The organism is Frankia casuarinae, assembly GCF_000013345.1.
GTDB classification, from domain to species: domain Bacteria; phylum Actinomycetota; class Actinomycetes; order Frankiales; family Frankiaceae; genus Frankia; species Frankia casuarinae.
The window spans coordinates 2,000,800-2,019,355 of record NC_007777.1 but is presented as its reverse complement, the minus strand read 5'-3'; the positions used below and the strand labels follow the sequence as shown (position 1 = coordinate 2,019,355).

Sequence of the window (18,556 nt, the reverse complement as noted above, 5' to 3'; positions counted from 1 at the left end):
CGAGTCGGCCGCGGACACCTGGTATATACTATCGATAGCTATCATGTGCGGGAGGCGTTGTGGCGGACACGGCGATCGCGAGGCTCTTCATGCACGGCAGAAGCCAGGCAGTGCGGCTCCCGAAGGAGTTCCGGCTGCCCGGTGACCGGGTGCGCGTCCGGCACATGGGAGACGGCGTGCTGCTAGAGCCGATCGCGTCCGATGTCGACGCCTGGTTCGCCGAGCTGGACCGTTTCGTGGACGTGCCGCTGTTCGAGGACGGCAGGAACCAGCCGCCGACGCCCGCCGGGGAGGACTTCTTCGGGTGAACTGCCTCCTGGACACCAGCACTGTGGTCGCACTGCTGCGGAACAAGCCCGTCGGCGTGCGGGAACGGTACCGGGAGGCCGAAGCGTCAGAGGATTATCTCGCGCTCTCGTCGGTCGTCTTGTTCGAGCTGTGGTACGGCGTGGCGAAGAGCGCTCAGGTGCCGGAGAACACCGAGCGCCTGCGGATACTGCTCTCCGGTGACCTGGACCTGCTTGACTTCGATGACGAGGATGCCCGTGCTGCCGGCGAGGTGCGCGCCGTCCTGGAGAAGGCCGGGACGCCGATTGGCGCCTACGATCTGTTGATCGCCGGGCAGGCACTGCGGCGCGGGCTGACAGTCGTTACGGCGAACACCTCGGAGTTCAGCCGGGTCACCGGCCTGAGCTGGGAGGACTGGACGAGCTAGCCGTCGTCGGCGCCCGCTGCCGGGGTCGTGCGACAGCACGGTCGGCCTGGCTCCAGGCGCGCCGCTGGCGTAGCACCCATTGCCCGCGCCGACGCCGACGAACTCGCCACGAGCCGCTAGCACGTCCGAGCCGCGCTCGGGCGTGGACGGCCGACGATCTACGATCGTCTTCTGATGGACGTGTCCCTCGTGACGCTCGCCACGCTGGGCCCTCCCCATGCTCCACCAGCTACCCGGTGGGGATCTGCTGAAATGGTTGGCGTCGCTGGATGCGGTGTCCCCGACGCACCCAGCGATCGGTGGCGCCCCCACGCTCCGCCAGCGGGCACCAACGCCCGTACGGCCTGACGAGGTCTGTCGCCTCGTGGCCGGCAAGTCCGGGAGAACGACTGGACCAGCATGAGCGTAGCGAACGGAACCACAGTACCCGCAGTACCTGGCGCCATCACCGTGGCGGCAGTGGACGATCACCCGATCGTGCTTCGCGGCCTCGCGGACCTCCTTCACGACGTCGAGGACTTCAGGCTGATCGGCACCGCCCACTCCATCGAAGCCCTGCTGGCCGGTCCGGGGCGCGGCGCCCAGGTGATCCTGCTCGATCTCGATCTCGGCGATGGCACCGCGCCGCCCCATAACATCCAGCGGCTGCTCGCGGTGGACCGCGCGGTCGTGGTTTTCAGCGCCGCGGCGGCTCCCGCGACGGTTCGCGACGCGATGCGCGCCGGCGCGTCGGGCTTCGTCCCGAAGACCGACGACATCGAGGATCTGGCCACCGCGATCCGCGCCGCCGCCGCGGGAACGGGGTGGATCTCGCCGCAGCTGGCATTCCTGCTGCTCACCGATGACGCTACGGACAAACCGGATCTGTCGCCCAAAGAGGTAGAAGCACTGCGTCTCTATGCGACCGGAATGCCCATGAAGACGGTTGCCCACAAGATGAACGTCTCCCCGGAAACGGCGAAGCAGTACATCGATCGGGTCCGGTCGAAGTACCGCAAGGCCGGGCGGGACGCGAGCACCAAGGTCGACCTCTACAAACTCGCGGTGGAAGACGGTCATCTCAACCCCGGTGCCGAGGGAACGGCCTGACCGCGCCACCAGAGTGATCACGAGGAGGTGGACCCGGCGCGCGCCCTCGCGCCACCCCCCGCACAGCGGGAGAGCGCGCGCCCGATCAAGGAACGGAACACCTCGGCGGACATCCCCTGGCCCGGCGGCCTGTCCTCCCTGTGTCCCCTTGCCTCCCCCGTGTCTCCTTGACCAGGAACATCCTCGCGGACAATGACGATTCGGTCATGACCCACATCCACCGAATCCGTTGTCCCCCGTCAAGGGGTCAGCGGAAGGACTTCGAAGCACGACCGCCGAGACCGGATCGATGCGGACAGGTCATCTTCGAGGGGGCTTCGTCCTCGGCTGGAGCAGCATCGCCCCGATCAGGGCGAGGAGGCCGGCGCCGAGGCACACCGTGATCCCTGCCTGTGGACGGATCGAGATTGCATCCGCGGAAATCGCGCGGAACGATGCGAGGGTCGGCGGCCCGTAGACCCGGTCCAGAGCGGTGATGATCACGATCAGAACTGCGATGATTCGGGCGAGGGCGACATCGATCGCACCGGCAAGCGGCCGACGCACCAACCGTCCCACCCCGATGGCACCGAGTGTGACCGCCAGGACACCGACGATGCGCCCGTCTCCGACCACAAGACCGCTGAACGTACGTGTCTCGTCGCCGCTGGACATCTCGCTCCACGGCAGGACGGAACCGATGCCGGCGCCGACGGCCGCCAGCACCACCATCAGCGCGGCGACCGGCCGGGGCGCGGTGGCCGGCGGGAAAGCGGACGGCGTCGGTTGTTCGGACGGCGTCGGTTGTTCGGACGGCGTCGGTTGTTCGGACGGCGTCGGTTGTTCGGACGGCGTCGGTTGTTCGGACGGCGTCGGTTGTTCGGACGGCGTCGGTTGTTCGGACGGCGTCGACGGACGATGCGTCTCGGGCAAGGCCTGCGGACGCGGGACAACCGGCCGCGGCCCCGGGTCCGCACGCCGTTCCTGACCCTCCAGGTCATGGTCGTCACCCGCGCCCCGGTTCCGCCCGGGATACGCGTGCAGCCGGCGGTCAAAGGCCGGGTCGGGGTAGGGATAGGCATCGGTCACCGGCTCGCCGCCCGGCCCCGCGCCGGAGACCGGTAGGGGCCACGCCTCGTCCCTCGTGCCGGAGGGCATCGGATCCGGTTCGAGATCGGGCCTGAGCTGTCGGCGCACCTGCATGGTCGGCGGGTCGGTGGAACGCGACGCCCGTGGACGACCACGATCATGATCGAGCACATGATCATCCCCGTCGGTACGGGCGGCCATCCGACGCCCGGCCGCGGCCTCCAGGGGATCCCTTCCAGGTTCTCGATGATCCCGGACGGGAACGGGCGCCGGTACTCCTCGCGGCCGAGGACCCTCCTCAACGCCGGGAACGGGTGGCACCCTGGCACCGGAACCGGCGGAGGTCCTCGAGACGTCGCGCTCGAACCACGCGGGTCGGGATGGCGTCGGTGTCGGCGTCGGCGTCGGCGTTGGTGTCGGTGTCGGTGTCGGTGTCGGTGTCGGCGTCGGCGTCGGCGTCGGCGTCGGCGTCGGCGTCGGCGTCGGCGAACCGGACGCCCCGGATCGCGGTACCGGCCGGTCGGGACGAGATCCGCGGCCGCCCTCGTCCCCGCGACGTGGGAGTGGACCGTCGGGCGACGACGGGCTGATCCGTTCCCGGATCGGGGACTGTCCGGCGGGATGGGACGGGCTGGCGGACAGCTCGGACGGCGCCGGCGGGCGAGCCCGGGTCGGCGCCGGTGCCGGCAGCGGCGCGGGGACCGGCGGTGGGGAGGCACTCGTACGGCCGGGCGTCGAACGCGCGCTTCCGGCCGAACTGACCGGATTCCCCGCGCGACTCGGGGGAGGCGGTGCCGCGGGACTACCCGAACGGCTCGCGGCCGGTGGCGCCGCCGCCGGGGTGGGCGGGGGTGAGACGGGCGGCCCGGGCCACGAAGCCGGGGGCCGTCGGACGGCGCCGCGCCCCTGGCCGGAAGCAGGCTGGCCGGGTGTGTCGGTCTTCGGTGGCGTCGACCGCTTCGATGATTCCGGGGTGTCCGCCGCGGCTGGCCGGGCGGGAGCCGGCGGCACCGACCGCTGCCCGCCGCCCACGGACCGCGCCGGTGAAGCTCCTCCCAAGGGTGGAACCGACGTCGGCGGGATACGGCCGGTACCCTGCCGCGGGGCGGCAACCGCGCTCCCCGCGCTCCCGGGGTTTCCCGGCTTTCCGAAGTTTCCCGGCTTTCCGGGATTCTCTGTCTTTGTCGTGCCCTGCGGGCTTCCGGCCCGCTCCGCACCGCTCCGGCCGGCCGGATCCGCATCGGCCGAACTCGCGCTCGCTGCTCGTCCGCTCTGGGAGGAGGTCGGATTCGGCGCACGGGCGGACGTGGCGGCCGCGTTCCTCCCGGCCCCCGGGCGCGGTGCGGTCTTCTCCGTGGTCCCACCGCTCTGCCCGGTCCGGGGTACTCCGGTTTCGGGATTGGCCGCGGCGTCGCCGTTCGTCGACCGGGCGTCGGACGCCTGACCGTCCGTCCCACTTCCCTGCTCGGCCATCCCACCACTTCCTGACATACACCGTGTGCAACAGGCCGCCGGCCGACCCGGTACGGACCGGTACGGACCGGAGGCGGCCGGGCCCCGGGCCGTACCACGCCCCCAGCTTGTCCGCCTAGGCCCAGCTGGGCCTCATCATGACAGTCATCGGTCCACGCCTGACATGTGCCAGAACGGCAACGGCACAACGGGGGGCCGCGCCGGCGGGCCGCCGGTGACCGGCGGACTCGGCGTCGGCGCGGCTCGGGGTGCTCGAGGTATGCCAGTTCTCGGTCAGGGATCAAAGATCAGGGATGCGACGCTGACACCAGACGGTGGGGTCGGTTCAGACGGTGGGGTCAGATGGCCTCCCCGATGCGATGGACCCGCATCATGTTGGTCATGCCGGCCACGCCCGGCGGCGTCCCGGCGACGACGACCACCAGTTCACCCGGCTTGCATCGGCCAATATGGAAGAGGGCGCTGTCGACCTGGCGGACCATCTCGTCCGTGCTGTCCGCGAACGGCACGAGGAAGGTTTCCACGCCCCAGAAGAGCGCCATCTGGTTGCGGACAGCCGGAATCGGCGTGAAGGCCAGCACCGGGACCTCGGTACGGTACCGGGCGAGTCGCCGGGCCGTGTCACCACTGAGGGTGTGGGCCACGAGGTAACGGGCGCCGACCGCGGCTCCTACCGACGCGGCGGCCTGGGCGAGTGCCCCACCGAGCGTGCGCGGTTCGGTCCGCAGGGGCGGTATCCGGCCGAGGTCGGCCTCGGCGGTCTCGATGATGCGCGCCATGGTGGCCGTGGCCTCGATGGGGTAGGCACCGACGCTCGTCTCCGCCGACAGCATGATCGCGTCAGCGCCGTCCAGGACGGCGTTGGCGCAGTCACTGGCCTCGGCACGGGTCGGCCGCGGCGCGCTGACCATGGACTCGAGCACCTGGGTCGCGACGATCACCGGCTTGGCCCGCTCCCGGGCCTGGCTGACGGCGCGCTTCTGCACGAGCGGCACGTCCTCGAGCGGCAGCTCGACCCCGAGATCGCCACGGGCGATCATCAGACCGTCGAACGCCTCGATGATCTCGTCGAGTTCGGCGACCGCCTGCGGCTTCTCGATCTTGGCGTGGACCGGAACCCGGATCCCCACCTCATCCATGATCGCATGCACCGCCGCGGCGTCCACGGCGCTCCGGACGAAGGACAGTGCGACCATGTCCACCCCGAGGTTGAGAGCGAACCGCAGGTCAGCGGCGTCCTTCTCGGTGAGCGCCGGGACGGTGAGCGCGGCGTTGGGAATGTTCATCCCCTTGTGGTCGCTCACCGGCCCGCCGACAACGACCGTGGTGTGGACGTCGGTGTCAGTCACCCCGTCGATCTGCAGGACCAGGCGGCCGTCGTCGACCAGGACGCGATCCCCGGCCGCGACGTCGCCCGGCAGGCCCGGGTAGGTCGTGCCGACCTGATGCTGATCGCCGGGAACATCGCGGATCGTGACGGTGAACCGCTGACCGGGCAGCAGGGTGACCCCGCCGTCGGCGAAGTTCCCCAGCCGGATTTTCGGTCCCTGGAGGTCGGCGAGCGTGCCGACGCTGCGGCCGGCCGCCTCCGCGGCCTCGCGCACCCGCGCGTAAGTGACGGCATGCTGTTCGTGTGTTCCGTGGGAGAAGTTTAGTCGGGCAATGTCCATTCCCGCGTCGACGAGGGCCCGGACCTTCTCTGGCGAGCTGGTCGCGGGGCCGAGGGTACAAACAATCTTGGCTCTACGGGGCACACCCAGAGCCTAAGTACTGATCGTCGGTCATTGCACACGGGGGCCACCGGGAGGCGCGCGCGGCGGCCCGAGAAGTAGTCAGATCAGGCGTATCCGTTATATGCTGCACGTGGTCGCACGGCGGCGTACCGTTCATATCGTCCGCGCCACACCCCTGTCGGTTGACGCGCGTGATACGGGAAAGACGGCAAGGGCGCCGGACGTTCCTGGGATCCGCTTCCTCGGATGCGGAAGTCGGTAGGGCACGATCGAGTCCCCCCGGAGCCGATATGAAACAAAATCCCGCCATCCACCGCCAGCCGTCCGGCGACATCGACATCGCCGTCGCCGACGTCATGGCTCCCGCCGAGACCAGCGTCGTCGCCTCGGAGGTGCACGCCGGCAGCGCGGCCGGCGAGAGCTCCCCCACGGCCGCAGCGCTTCGTTCGGCCGAGCCCGGATCTTAGTGTCGCCACGACGGGCGGCCGTGGGCGGCGACCGGCCGCGGACCACGGCCGGTCGCCGCCCACCTGTCGGGTCGGCGCGACGCCGGCCGCCCGAACGTGGCGCGCCCGGATGTGGCCCAGGAGTCAGACCCCGACCGGTGGGGCACTGGCCCCTTCGGCCCACCCCGCATCAGCACCGACGGGCGTGACCGGGGCGAACTGGGTCCGGTACAACTCGGCATAGAGCCCGCCGCGGGCCAGCAGCTCCTCATGGGTCCCGCTCTGCACGATCCGCCCGTCGTCGACCACCAGAATGCGGTCGGCGTCGCGCACCGTGGACAGCCGGTGCGCGATGACCAGGGATGTCCGTCCCACCAGCGCGGCGGTCAGCGCCTGCTGCACGCCGGCCTCGGACTCGCTGTCGAGGTGCGCGGTGGCCTCGTCCAGCACGACGATGCCCGGTTCGCGCAGCAGCAGCCGGGCGATGGCCAGCCGCTGCTTCTCCCCGCCGGACAGGCGGTAGCCCCGGTCACCGACGACCGTGTCCAGGCCGTCCGGCAGGGAGCGCACGAGCGGCCCGATCCGCGCCGCGTCCAGAGCGGTCCACATCTGCTCGTCCGAGGCGTCCGCCCGGGCGAAGGCCAGGTTCGCGCGGATGGTGTCGTGGAACAGATGCGCGTCCTGGGTGACCACACCGACGGCGGACCGCAGGGACCGAAGGGTGAGATCGCGGACGTCGTGCCCGCCGATGCGTACCGACCCCGACCGCACGTCGTACATGCGCGGAACGAGCTGGCTGATCGTCGTCTTGCCCGCTCCGGACGGGCCGACCAACGCGATCACCTGCCCCGGCTCGACCCGGAAGGTGACATCGTGCAGCACCGGCGTGGGCACCCGCGGGTCGAGTACGGCGACCGACTCCAGCGACGCCAGGGAGACCTCGTCGGCGGCCGGATAACGGAAACCGACATGATCGAACTCGATGGTCGCCGCGCCTGCCGGCAGATCGACAGCGCCCGGCCGGTCGGCGATCGCCGGCTCCAAATCGAGCACCTCGAAGACCCGCTCGAAGGACACCAGCGCCGTCATGACGTCGACGTGCACGTTGGAGAGCTGAGTGAGCGGCCCGTAGAGCCGCCCGAGGTAGGCCGTGAGCGCGACCAGGGTACCGACCTCCAAGCTGCCCTGGGCAGCGAACCGACCGCCTATCCCGTAGACGATCGCGGTCGCGAGCGAGGCGACCAGGGTGAGCGAGACGAAGAATATGCGGCCGTACATGGCCTGGGTCACCCCGATGTCACGCACCCGCCCGGCCCGAACACGGAAGTTCTCGTCCTCCCGTTCCGCCGAACCATACAGTTGCGCGAGCATCGCTCCGGACACGTTGAATCGTTCCGTCATCGTCGTGTTCATCTCGGCGTTCAACCCGTAGCTCTCCCGGGTCAGCCTGGCCAGGCGGGGCGCCAACAAGCGGGCCGGAATAATAAATACCGGCAGCAACACGAGCGACACGAGCGTGATCCGCCAGGACAGCACCAGCATCGCGGCGAGCACGAATCCGGCGGACAGGATATTCGACAGCACCGACGACAGCGTGTTGGTGAACGCCGACTGCGCGCCGAGCACGTCGTTGTTCAACCGGCTGATGAGCGCCCCGGTCTGGGTCCGGGTGAAGAAGGCGAGCGGCTGGCACTGCACGTGCCGGAACACCTGGCTGCGCATCTCGTAGATCAGACCCTCGCCGATCCGGGCCGAGAACCAGCGCTGCGCGAGCGACAGACCGGCGTCCAGGAACGCCAGGCCCGCGACGACCGCGGCGAGCGCCTGCACGAACCCCACCCGGTGGCGCACGATGCCGTCGTCGATGATCGTCTTGAAGATCATCGGAACAACCGCACCGACAGCCGAGCTGAGCACGATGAGCGCGAGAAAGTAGGCGAGCTGCCGCCGATGGGGGCGGGCGAAGGCGACGATCCTGCGCAGGGTGCCAGGCCGCAGCGAGGTCCGGGTGACCGAACGGTCCTGTTGGAAGGTACGCATCGTGGACCAACCGTCCGTTCCCGGTCGCATCAGCCCTCCCTGGCGGCGGTGTTTAGTGTGTAACGAGGTAAGCAGGAATTGCGGACGGGCATTCCCGCAGCGGATGCGGCTCGTCGGGTGTGCTGGCTGCCGCTCACCCCGCCGCGGGGTCGTCACCGGCAGCGGAGCGGGCGATGACGACGCGTTCCCAGGCCTCGTCCTCGGCCCGCTCGTTGAGACGGCCGGAGCGGGTGGCGGGACGGGAACGCCGCGCGCCGCGCATCAGCGCCTTCACCTCGGCCGCGATGTCGCGGGGAACCGCGAGGAGCGCCGCGACCAGCACGCCGACCTGCTCGTCCAGCAGCTCACGCGGCAGGACCCGCTGGGCCAGCCCGATCCTGGCCGCTTCGTCGGCGGCGAGCTCACGGCCGGTCAGGCAGAGGTCCAGGGCATTCGCGTATCCGAGGAGCTCGACCAGCCGACCCATGGCACCGGCCGCGGGCAGGAAGCCGTCACGCGCCCAGGTCAGCCGGAAGCGCGCATCCGCGGCGAGGACCCGCAGGTCACAGGCGACCGTCACCGCGAGACCGAGGTCGCCGACCGTCGTGTCCACGACGGCCACACTGATCAGGTCGGACCGGTCGGAGACCCGCCCCATCGCGTCGCGCCACGCGCGATAGCCCGCGGCCGGGGACAGCCGCCCCTCGGCGGACGCAGGTCCTCCCTCGCCCACCCGGGGTGCGGGGTCGGTGAGGTCAGCGGCAGGCGGGGGGCAATGACCTATCCGGACAACCAGGACCCGGACCTCACCGGTCAACCGACGCAGTTCGCCGACCAGCGCCGACGCGAGAGCCGGGAACGAACCGGCCCCGCCGGTATCACCGAGGTCCGTCATCCCGATCGTGACGAGAGGCCCGGCGACCCGCACGCGCAGCCCGGCCGCCGCCGCCGCTACAGCGGCGGCGGGGACCGCCATGATTCAGGCGCTTTTCTTCTTGGTGCCCCGGGTCGCACCACCCCGGCCGCGCAGGGTCGTACCGGACTCCGAGAGGATCCGGTGGACGAACCCGTACGAACGACCAGAGGACTCGGCGAGCAGGCGGATGCTCTGCCCACCTTCGTACTTCTTCCGAAGTTCGGCGGCAAGCTTGTCCCGCTCGGCGCCGGTGATCCGGGTTCCTTTCCTGAGCTCGGCCAACGTGGCCCCCTCCGTGTTCGATGATCTGCGAACCGATCTTCACTCAGCTTGAGTAAACGCGCCACTCGAAGCAGATGTGATCCATCACACGCGACGCCGGTGCATGACCGTGCCCTCGCGTTCCTTCCTCCATGCCGGCGGTCACCAGCGATGGCACGGGTCGCACCCACCCGCTGGCACAGCAGGCGCGCATGGCCGACAGTGCTACCGAGACCAGTGTCCCCAATCCCCGGTACGCGGCCCGACAACAGCATCGGCGCGTCGCCACGAACATCGTCATCTTCGCGATCAAGATCTTCTCTCGATGCAACGCTGCAGGTACGACCATCAGTCGATCACTGTACAGAGCGAGCCGACGGACCGCGAACGCGGCCGATCGATTCGACTGATTCCTCACATCCGACACCGGTTGTCCACCTCGTCGGGGCCGGGCCCGCTCCCGTGCCAAGGCCCGATCCGGCGAGACCGCGGACGGCTCGTCGCACCCCCGCCGGCACCTCCGGCATCCGGCTCGGGAGCAACTGCGGCGCTGGGAGCGAACCGGACTCGTTACCGTGCAGTGGTGGTCGGTGACGTAATGATCTCCGGGTCGGCACCGAAGGTGCCCAGCTACGCGGCCTGCCTCGGTACGGACCGGTGAGCGCGACGGACGGCGCCTCCGACCCGACCGCTGTCGCCGCCTCCAGCCGGTCGCCCGGACCGCGTGGCGGCCTGTCCCGGCCCTGGGCTGGGTCCGCCGGGCATACCGAGGCCAGCGAGGCGGCGCTGTGGCTCATCCTGGTGGCCTGCGGTCTCGTCGGCATGTTCCTCGTCTCCACCGGCGACCTTGATCTGGGCATCGGTGACCCGCCGCTGCGCGGCGGATGGGCTCCCCGTCTCGATTCCCTCGTCCTGGTCCCGCTCGCGATCGCCGTGGTCGTGATTGCCCTCACCGCCTGGTGGGCCTCGACCATCCCCCCGGCGGCCACCCCGAACACCCCGAACACCCCGGCCATCCCGAACACCCCGAACACCCCGAACACCCCGGCCATGGCGACCGGCCCGACGAACAGGCTGCCCTGGACCGTCCTGCTCGTCCTGGGCTACGTCGGATCGCTGGCGTGGAGCGGCACGCTCGCGCTGGTCGCACCCGGGGAGATCACGGCGGATCTTCGCATCCCGGCGGATCTCCTGGCGGCGGCAAAAGCCGTCGGTGACGATCCGCTCGGCTTCCTCGCCTCCTACACCGCGACCACCACGCACGCCGCCGCGGGGACTACGGCCGTCCTGCCGACCCATCCTCCGGGCCCCGTCCTGACCGTCTGGGTGCTCACCAGGGTGGGGATGCACGGCGCGGTCGCGATCGGGATGCTGTTCACCGCCCTGGGCACGCTGGTCGTCCCCGCCGTCTCGATCGCGGTGCGCTCGTTGTGCCATGAGACGGCCGCCCGGCGCCTGGTCCCCGTCCTCGTCCTGGCCCCGTGGAACGGATGGATGGCGGCGTCCCCGGACGCCGTCACGGCTACCCTGGCCACCCTGGCCGTCGCGGTGGGGGTGGTCGGATGCGAACCGGGTCGGCGCTCGATGTGGTGGGCGCTGGCAAGCGGGCTGCTGCTCGGCCTCGCGGGGCTGTTCGGCTACGCCTCGGTCTGGCTTGGCGTGGCGGTCGCGGCGGCCTACTTCGTCCGCCGTCGCCCGATCCTCAACGTCATGACCGGCCTGGGCGCGCTCCTGCCGCTGTGGCTCTTCTACGCGTGGGGTTTCTCCTGGCCCGACGGGCTGGCCCTGGCGAGCGCGCCACGGCCGGGGCTCGCCGGCACGCTGGCCTGGATCGCCGTGGATCTGACCGTGGTCGTCCTCGTCGGCGGGCCGGTTCTCGTCCGGGCGGCGCGCCGCCTGCGGCTGACCCCGGGCTGGCCGCTGCTGGTGGGGGCCGGCGCGACGATGCTGTTCGCGACGGTCCTCGGACTGGCCGAGGGCGACGTCGAAGAGTCCTGGCTGCCGGTTTTCCCCTGGTTGCTGGTGGCCGCGGTGGCGCCCCGTCCCCGACCGGAACTGCCTGGGGACAAGCTACGGGCGGGAAACCTGCCGGTGGTACTGATGTCCCTCGGCGCCCTGAGCGCGCTCGCGCTGCGGCTCTGCCTCGCCGGCGGCACCGGCTGACGGATCCCGTCGTCGACCCAGCTCGTCGCGGAGGATGTCGGGCTCGAGGAAGATGCGCAGCGGAACCGCCACCGCGGCCCGCAGCGCCGCCTCCGCGCCGTTGATGGTGGCGGCCACCTCGGGCATCGCCAGTTCCGCCCCGATACCGATCTTGGCGGCGACGAGCAGCTCGTCCGGCCCGAGGTGCAGCGTGCGCAGGTGGATGACCGTGGCGACGCCCGGGGCGGCGGCGAGCGTGCGGCGGATGGTGGCGACCATTGCCGGGGCTGCGGCCTCGCCCACCAGCATGCCGTACGCCTCGGTCGCCACGATGACGGCCACGATCAGCAGGAGCACGCCGATGGCCAGCGTTCCCGCGCCGTCCCAGATCGGGTCGTCTAGTGCCAGCGTCAGTCCGACCCCGAGCAACGCGAAGATCAGCCCCAGCTCGGCTGCCAGGTCCTCCAGCAGGACGATGGGCAGTTCCGGGGCCCGCGCCTCCCGAATAAACCGCCACCAGGACCGGTCGCCCTTCGTCTTCTTCGACTCGCGCATGGCGGTCGCGAAGGAGTAGGACTCCAGCAGCACCGCGATCAGCAGGACGACGACCGCGACCAGCCCGCTCTCCAGCTCATGCGGATGGCGCAGCTTCTCGACGCCCTCATACACCGAGAACAGCCCGCCGAGGCTGAACAACACGATCCCGACCAGGAAGCCGGCGATGTAACGCGCCCGCCCGTACCCGAAGGGATGCTCCTCGTCCGGCGGCTGGACGGAACGTTTCTGGCCGAGCAGGAGCAGGCCCTGGTTGCCGGAGTCGGCCACCGAGTGGATGGACTCGGCCAACATCGACGACGACTGAGTGACCAGGAACGCGACGAACTTCGCCAGCGCGATACCCAGATTGGCGGCCAGTGCCGCCATTACCGCCTTGGTGCCGCCCTGCGTACTCACAAAGGTTCTCCGTTCGGTTCCCGGCGCAGGGTCCCTGCTCAGGCCAGGGTGATGAGCTCGGCCAGATCGGGTGACCAGTTGTCCTCGACCCCGTCCGGCAGCATCAGGACCTTCTGCGGGTCGAGTGCCTCGACGGCCCCCGGGTCGTGGGTGACTAGGACGACCGAGCCCCGGTACGTGGCGAGCGCGGCAAGCACCTCGTCGCGCGAGGCGGGGTCGAGGTTGTTCGTCGGCTCATCGAGCAGGAGGACGTTGGCGGAGCTGCAGACCAGTCCGGCGAGCGCGAGGCGGGTCTTCTCGCCGCCGGACAGGGTCTCGGCGCGCTGCTCCACGCTGTCTCCGCTGAACAGGAACGCGCCCAGGATGCGACGCAGCTCCACGTCCGACGTCCCCGGCGCGGCGGCCCGCATGTTGTCCAGCACCGAGCGGCTGGTGTCCAGCGTCTCGTGTTCCTGCGCGTAGTACCCGAGACGTAGACCGTGACCGGGATGCACCTGGCCGACGTCGGGTGCCTCCTGGCCCGCCAGGATGCGCAGCAGCGTGGTCTTGCCGGCACCGTTCAGCCCGAGGACCACGACCCGCGAGCCGCGGTCGATCGCGAGGTCCACACCGGTGAACACCTCCAGCGAGCCGTAGGACTTCGACAGTCCGGTGGCGGTCAGCGGCGTGCGGCCGCACGGAGCCGGGTCCGGGAAGCGCAGCTTGGCCACCCGGTCCGCGACGCGCGCCTCGGCGAGCCCGGCCGCGAGCCGCTCGGCCCGCCGGTCCATCTGATGGGCGGCCCGCGCCTTGGTCGCCTTGGCGCGCATCTTGTCGGCCTGCGCCTTCAGCGAGTCGATCTTCTTCTCGGCATTGGCGCGTTCCCGGCGACGGCGGCGCTCGTCCAGCTCGCGCTGGTTGAGGTAGGTCTTCCAGTTCACGTTGTAGACGTCGAGGGTGGCCCGGTTGGCGTCGAGGTGGAAGACCTTGTTCACGCACTTGTCGAGCAGGTCGACGTCGTGGCTCACCACGATCAGGCCGCCCGTGTGGGCGCGCAGGAAGTCCCGCAGCCACCCGATCGAGTCGGCGTCGAGGTGGTTCGTCGGCTCGTCGAGCAGCAGGGTCGCGTCGGCGTTGCCGGACCCGGCGAACAGGATGCGGGCGAGTTCGACCCGCCGCCGCTGCCCACCGGACAGGGTGCCGATGGGCTGGGCGAGCACCCGATCGGCCAGGCCCAGCGACGAGCAGATCCGGGCAGCCTCCGCCTCGGCGGCATAACCGCCGAGCGTCCCGAATCGCTCCTCCAGGCTGCCGTAGCGGCGGATCGCCGCGTCCCGCGCCGTGGCGTCGACCAGCTCGGCCATCTCCAGCTGCAGCTTCTCCATCTCGCGCAGGAGAACGTCGAGACCGCGCGCCGACAGCACCCGATCACGGGCGGTGTCGGCCAGATCGCCGGTACGCGGGTCCTGGGGGAGGTAACCCATCTCACCCCGGATGTCGACGGTGCCGGCGAACGGCAGCCCCTCCCGGGCAAGCACCTTCAGCAACGTTGTCTTGCCGGCCCCGTTGCGCCCGACGAGACCGATCCGGTCGTTCGGCTGCACCCGGAAGGATACGGGCTCGATCAGAGTGCGGGCTCCGGCACGCAGTTCGAGCTCGGACACAATGATCATCGAGGTAGGGCCTCTTTCGGGCTTCCAGACAACGCCGGGCGAGCGTCAGAGCGTTACACCGGCGACGTCGGGTTGACACGGACAACGGCGGGGACCCCACCAGAGCACGGCGAACCGGGACGACCGAGGTCGGGCACGGGGTAGGTCGGGCACGGGGTAGACCGCGCACCGTGCCCACCAGGGACGGCACGGTCGGGCGCGCGACGATCACGATACGACGATGCTCATGACCTCAAGAGTACGGAAGCCATCGGGCGCCGTGGCCGCCGGATAGCCCTCGAACAGGTCCGCCACGCGCCAGAGCGTAAGGTGCCCCGTGCGCCCACGGTCACCCGCCGTCGTCCGGGTGGCCGCGCGCCGGCCAGGCCGCTGCCCGCCCGCCACGAGAACATGGGCGACGTCCGTCCACCGCCCAGCCGCATGCGTCGCCGCGCAGGCGCACCGATCGAAAGGCACACCATGTCGACGCTCCTCGTGACCGGAGCCGCCGGGTTCATCGGATCGAACTTCGTCCGCTACTGGCGGACGCGGCATCCGGAGGACGCGGTCGTGGCGCTCGACGCCCTGACCTACGCCGGCTGCCGGGAGAACCTCGCCGACGTCGCGGACCGCGTCACGTTCGTCCACGGCGACATCCGTGACCAGGAGCTCGTCGAGTCGGTGCTGCGGGAGCACTCCGTGGACGTGGTGGTGAACTTCGCCGCCGAGTCGCACAACAGCCTGGCGATCATCCGCCCCGGCGAGTTCTTCGCGACGAACGTGATGGGTACCCAGACCCTGCTCGAGGCGGCACGCACGGTCGGGGTGGCCCGCTTCCACCAGATCTCCACCTGCGAGGTCTACGGCGACATGGACCTCAACGACCCCGGTGCCTTCACCGAGGACTCCCCCTACCTCCCCCGCACGCCCTACAACGCGGCGAAGGCCGGCGGGGACCACGCCGTACGCGCCTACGGCTTCACCTACAACCTCCCCGTGACGATCACCAACTGCTCGAACAACTACGGTCCCTACCAGTTCCCGGAGAAGGTCATCCCCCTGTTCGTAACCCGGGCGCTGCAGGGCGAGTCGCTCCCGATGTACGCCTCCACCACGAACCGGCGCGAGTGGCTGCACGTGATGGACCACTGCCGGGCGATCGACGCGGTTCTGGACCGTGGGCGGCTCGGCGAGACCTACCACGTCGGATCCGGCGTCGAGGCGGACATCGAGACGATCGCCGACACGGTGCTCGCCGAGCTCGGTCTGCCCGCGTCGTTGAAGACGATCGTGCCCGACCGCCCCTCGCACGACCGCCGCTACCTGCTGGACTCCACCAAGCTGCGGACCGAGCTGGGCTGGACGCCGTTGATCGACTTCGCCGAGGGCATGCGGTCGACCATCGCCTGGTACAAGGAGAACGAAGCCTGGTGGCGTCCGCTGCTCGGTCGCTCCCCGGTCTCCGAAACGGCCTGGACGAGCTGACGGCTCCAGCCGAGCTGAGGCGTCAGCCGCCGGTCAGCGATGCGTACAGCCGCGCGGTGCGCTCGGCGATCGCCGCCCAGCCGAACTCGGTGACGGCCCGGTCCCGGCCCGCATGGCCCATCGCGGCCGCCCGGACCGGGTCCGCGAGCACCTCGTTGACGGCCCCGGCCAGCGCGCCGGGGTCGCCGGGCGGCACCAGCAGACCGGTGACGCCGTCGTCGACGACCTCGGGAATGCCACCGACCCGGGAGGCGACGACCGCGGTGCCGCACGCCATCGCCTCCAGGTTGACGATGCCGAGCGGCTCGTAGACCGACGGGCAGACGAACACGGTGGCATGGCTGAGCAGCTGGATCACCTCCGGCTTCGTCAGCATCCCGGGCAGCCAGACCACGCCGTCGCGGCCTGCGCGCAGGCCCTCGACCAGGTCGGTGATCTCCGTGAGCAGCGCAGGGGTGTCCGGGGCCCCGGCACAGAGCACGAGCTGCGCCCGGGGGTCGATCGCCGCAGCCGCCCGCAGCAGCACCGGCAGCCCCTTCTGCCGGGTAATCCGCCCCACGAAGATCACCGTCGGCCGGGCCGGATCCACCCCGTGACGTTCCAGCACGTCGGTCGCGGTGTCCGGACGGTACTCGTCGGTGTCGATGCCATTGCGGATGACGTGCACACGGGCCGGATCGACCGCCGGGTAGGCATCGAGGATGTCCACGCGCATGCCCGCGCTGACCGCGACCACGGCGGCCGCCGACTCGATCGCGACCCGCTCGCACCAGGACGACACCCGGTAGCCCCCGCCCAGCTGCTCGGCCTTCCAGGGACGCCGGGGCTCCAGCGAGTGCGAGGTCATCACGTGCGGGACGCCGCCGAGCAGCGCGGCGAGATGGCCACCGAGATTCGCGTACCAGGTGTGCGAGTGGATCACGTCCGCGCCGACCGCCGCGGCGGCCATGGACAGGTCCATCGACACGGTCCGCAGCGCGTCGTTCGCGTCGGCGAGCGCAGCCCAGCCCCGGTGCGCCGCGACCGCGGCGACCCCCGGGGCACCCGCCCTCTCGACCACCGGTCGGTCGACGGCGCCGGTCGACGGCGCCGCACCCGCGGGCCCGCCGCCCGCCGACCCGCCGCCCGGCGCCGGCCCCTCGCGGTGGACGGTGAGGTCGACAAGCCGGGCGAGCTCCCGGCTCAGGTACTCGACGTGCACACCCGCCCCGCCGTAGACGTCCGGGGGGTACTCCCGGGTGAGCATGGCGACGCGCATGTGCGGTCTCTCCCAACGGTGCCGTGACGGGACGGGTGCAAACGGGACGGGTGCGGGCGGTGGAGGCGAGGAGCGGGGCGGGTGCGGGCGGATGGGGCGGATGGCGGCCGGTTCAGTCGGCGATCGTGACGCCCTTGCCGACGACGGTGATGCCCTGCTCGCTCACGGTGTAGCCGCGGGCGCGGTCCCGGTCCTTGTCCACCCCGACCTGGGCGCCCGCCGGCACGTGCACGTTCTTGTCCAGGATGGCGTCGCGGACGACGGCCCCCCGGCCGACGAGCACGTTGTCCATGAGCACCGTGTGGTCGACCTCGGCCCAGGAGCTCACCCGCACTCCCGGGGACAGCACCGACGAGCGCACCGTGCCCCCGGAGATGATGACTCCATTGCTGACGATGCTGTTCACGGCCGTGCCGGTGCGCTGCAGGCCGTCGTGCACGAACTTCGCCGGTGGCAGCGAGGGGATGCTGGTGAGGATCGGCCACTCCCGGTTGTAGAGGTTGAACACCGGGTCGAGCGCACACAGATCCATCTGCGCCTCGAAGTACGAGTCGACGGTGCCGACGTCGCGCCAGTAGCCGCGGTCACGCACCGTCGTGCCCGGGACGACGTTGCCGGCGAAGTCGTACACCGCCGCCGCCCGCTGGGCCACGAGCATCGGGATGATGTTCCCGCCCATGTCGTGGACGCTGTCCTCGTCCGCGGCGTCCTTGCGCAGGGCGTCGATCAGCACGTCCGTCGAGAAGACGTAGTTACCCATCGAGGCGAACGTCTCCTCGGGGCTACCCGGCAGACCCGGCGGATCGGCGGGCTTCTCCAGGAACGCCTCGATCGTGCGGCCGTCGGGCGCCGTCTGGATGACCCCGAACGCCCTGCCCTCGGATCTCGGCACCCGCAGCCCGGCGACGGTGACGCCGGCTCCGCTGTCGAGATGCTGGGCGACCATCTGCCGCGGGTCCATCCGGTACACATGGTCCGCGCCGAAGACCACGACGATGTCCGGGGCGTCGTCGTAGACGAGGTTCAGCGACTGGTGGATGGCGTCGGCGCTGCCGGCGAACCATCGCGGCCCCAGCCGCTGCTGCGCCGGCACCGGCGTGACGTAGTTGCCGAGCAGGTTGCTCATCCGCCATGTCGTCGTGATGTGCCGGTCGAGACTGTGGCTCTTGTACTGGGTCAGGACCGCGATGCGCAGGTAGCCCGCGTTCACCAGGTTGGACAGCACGAAGTCGATCAGGCGGTACAGCCCGCCAAAGGGGACGGCGGGCTTCGCCCGGTCCGCGGTCAGCGGCGCCAGCCGCCGTCCGGCACCCCCGGCCAGCACCAGACCGAGGACCCGCGGGCTCGGCACAGACAGGCTCCCGTC

The 18,556-nt window shown here is 70.7% G+C and carries 17 protein-coding genes; 7 read left to right on the top strand and 10 right to left on the bottom strand.

Annotation, left to right across the window (positions count from 1 at the left end; translation table 11 throughout):
- Window positions 1–89: 89 nt before the first annotated feature.
- The 3 genes from FRANCCI3_RS08455 to FRANCCI3_RS08445 all read left to right on the top strand — a co-directional run bounded on the left by FRANCCI3_RS08455 (window position 90) and on the right by FRANCCI3_RS08445 (window position 1,804).
- Complete coding sequence (locus FRANCCI3_RS08455; RefSeq protein ID WP_035730384.1) at window positions 90–308, top strand: antitoxin; 219 nt, start codon at window positions 90–92, stop codon at window positions 306–308.
- Entirely contained in the window at window positions 305–715 is a 411-nt protein-coding gene (locus tag FRANCCI3_RS08450; RefSeq protein WP_011436119.1) for a type II toxin-antitoxin system VapC family toxin, read from the top strand. Before FRANCCI3_RS08455 ends, FRANCCI3_RS08450 begins: the two co-directional genes overlap by 4 nt.
- 399 nt (window positions 716–1,114) lie before the next feature.
- Window positions 1,115–1,804 (top strand): response regulator transcription factor, encoded by a 690-nt coding sequence (locus FRANCCI3_RS08445; protein WP_011436118.1) that lies wholly within the window; start codon window positions 1,115–1,117, stop codon window positions 1,802–1,804.
- Between the two features lie 300 nt (window positions 1,805–2,104).
- Here the strand turns inward: FRANCCI3_RS08445 and FRANCCI3_RS23305 are convergent, their stop codons facing one another.
- Window positions 2,105–3,073 (bottom strand): hypothetical protein, encoded by a 969-nt coding sequence (locus tag FRANCCI3_RS23305; RefSeq protein WP_049760878.1) that lies wholly within the window; start codon window positions 3,071–3,073, stop codon window positions 2,105–2,107.
- 179 nt (window positions 3,074–3,252) lie between these two features.
- Between FRANCCI3_RS23305 and FRANCCI3_RS08435 the strand changes: the two genes are divergently transcribed.
- Window positions 3,253–3,462: a hypothetical protein gene (locus FRANCCI3_RS08435; RefSeq protein WP_035958795.1), complete on the top strand. Its 210-nt coding sequence runs from the start codon at window positions 3,253–3,255 to the stop codon at window positions 3,460–3,462.
- Between the two features lie 1,221 nt (window positions 3,463–4,683).
- On the opposite strand, the gene pyk is transcribed toward FRANCCI3_RS08435, so the two are convergent.
- Window positions 4,684–6,099, bottom strand: coding sequence for a pyruvate kinase (gene pyk / locus FRANCCI3_RS08425; RefSeq protein ID WP_011436116.1), 1,416 nt, complete (start codon window positions 6,097–6,099; stop codon window positions 4,684–4,686).
- Window positions 6,100–6,368: 269 nt separating this feature from the next.
- Here pyk and FRANCCI3_RS26765 point away from each other — a divergent pair, with 269 nt between their 5' ends.
- Window positions 6,369–6,545: a hypothetical protein gene (locus FRANCCI3_RS26765; protein ID WP_023841550.1), complete on the top strand. Its 177-nt coding sequence runs from the start codon at window positions 6,369–6,371 to the stop codon at window positions 6,543–6,545.
- 123 nt (window positions 6,546–6,668) lie between these two features.
- Here FRANCCI3_RS26765 and FRANCCI3_RS08420 read toward each other — a convergent pair whose 3' ends face one another.
- The 3 genes from FRANCCI3_RS08420 to FRANCCI3_RS08410 form a co-directional block, all read right to left on the bottom strand.
- Window positions 6,669–8,594, bottom strand: a complete 1,926-nt coding sequence (locus FRANCCI3_RS08420; RefSeq protein WP_011436114.1) for an ABC transporter ATP-binding protein — start codon at window positions 8,592–8,594, stop codon at window positions 6,669–6,671.
- A 103-nt stretch (window positions 8,595–8,697) separates the two neighbouring features.
- Window positions 8,698–9,519 (bottom strand): enoyl-CoA hydratase/isomerase family protein, encoded by an 822-nt coding sequence (locus FRANCCI3_RS08415; protein WP_011436113.1) that lies wholly within the window; start codon window positions 9,517–9,519, stop codon window positions 8,698–8,700.
- 3 nt (window positions 9,520–9,522) lie between these two features.
- Complete coding sequence (locus tag FRANCCI3_RS08410) at window positions 9,523–9,741, bottom strand: helix-turn-helix domain-containing protein (RefSeq protein WP_009399485.1); 219 nt, start codon at window positions 9,739–9,741, stop codon at window positions 9,523–9,525.
- A gap of 636 nt (window positions 9,742–10,377) precedes the next feature.
- Here FRANCCI3_RS08410 and FRANCCI3_RS08400 point away from each other — a divergent pair.
- Entirely contained in the window at window positions 10,378–11,883 is a 1,506-nt protein-coding gene (locus tag FRANCCI3_RS08400; RefSeq protein ID WP_023841551.1) for a hypothetical protein, read from the top strand.
- On the opposite strand, the gene FRANCCI3_RS08395 is transcribed toward FRANCCI3_RS08400, so the two are convergent.
- The 3 genes from FRANCCI3_RS08395 to FRANCCI3_RS26040 all read right to left on the bottom strand — a co-directional run bounded on the left by FRANCCI3_RS08395 (window position 11,791) and on the right by FRANCCI3_RS26040 (window position 14,924).
- Window positions 11,791–12,816: a cation diffusion facilitator family transporter gene (locus tag FRANCCI3_RS08395; RefSeq protein WP_011436110.1), complete on the bottom strand. Its 1,026-nt coding sequence runs from the start codon at window positions 12,814–12,816 to the stop codon at window positions 11,791–11,793. The two genes, FRANCCI3_RS08400 and FRANCCI3_RS08395, sit on opposite strands and share 93 nt — an antisense overlap.
- 38 nt (window positions 12,817–12,854) lie before the next feature.
- On the bottom strand, window positions 12,855–14,468 hold the full coding sequence (locus tag FRANCCI3_RS08390) for an ABC-F family ATP-binding cassette domain-containing protein (RefSeq protein ID WP_011436109.1): 1,614 nt from the start codon (window positions 14,466–14,468) through the stop codon (window positions 12,855–12,857).
- Between the two features lie 207 nt (window positions 14,469–14,675).
- Window positions 14,676–14,924, bottom strand: coding sequence for a hypothetical protein (locus tag FRANCCI3_RS26040; RefSeq protein WP_023841553.1), 249 nt, complete (start codon window positions 14,922–14,924; stop codon window positions 14,676–14,678).
- Between the two features lie 3 nt (window positions 14,925–14,927).
- On the opposite strand from FRANCCI3_RS26040, the gene rfbB reads away from it, so the two are divergent.
- A complete protein-coding gene (rfbB, locus tag FRANCCI3_RS08385) occupies window positions 14,928–15,932 on the top strand; it encodes a dTDP-glucose 4,6-dehydratase (RefSeq protein WP_023841554.1) in 1,005 nt (334 codons plus the stop codon).
- A 22-nt stretch (window positions 15,933–15,954) separates the two neighbouring features.
- Here the strand turns inward: rfbB and glgA are convergent, their stop codons facing one another.
- Together glgA and glgC are read right to left on the bottom strand one after the other, a co-directional pair.
- Window positions 15,955–17,190, bottom strand: coding sequence for a glycogen synthase (gene glgA / locus FRANCCI3_RS08380; RefSeq protein WP_011436107.1), 1,236 nt, complete (start codon window positions 17,188–17,190; stop codon window positions 15,955–15,957).
- 112 nt (window positions 17,191–17,302) lie between these two features.
- Complete coding sequence (glgC, locus tag FRANCCI3_RS08375) at window positions 17,303–18,541, bottom strand: glucose-1-phosphate adenylyltransferase (protein ID WP_011436106.1); 1,239 nt, start codon at window positions 18,539–18,541, stop codon at window positions 17,303–17,305.
- Window positions 18,542–18,556: the final 15 nt, after the last annotated feature.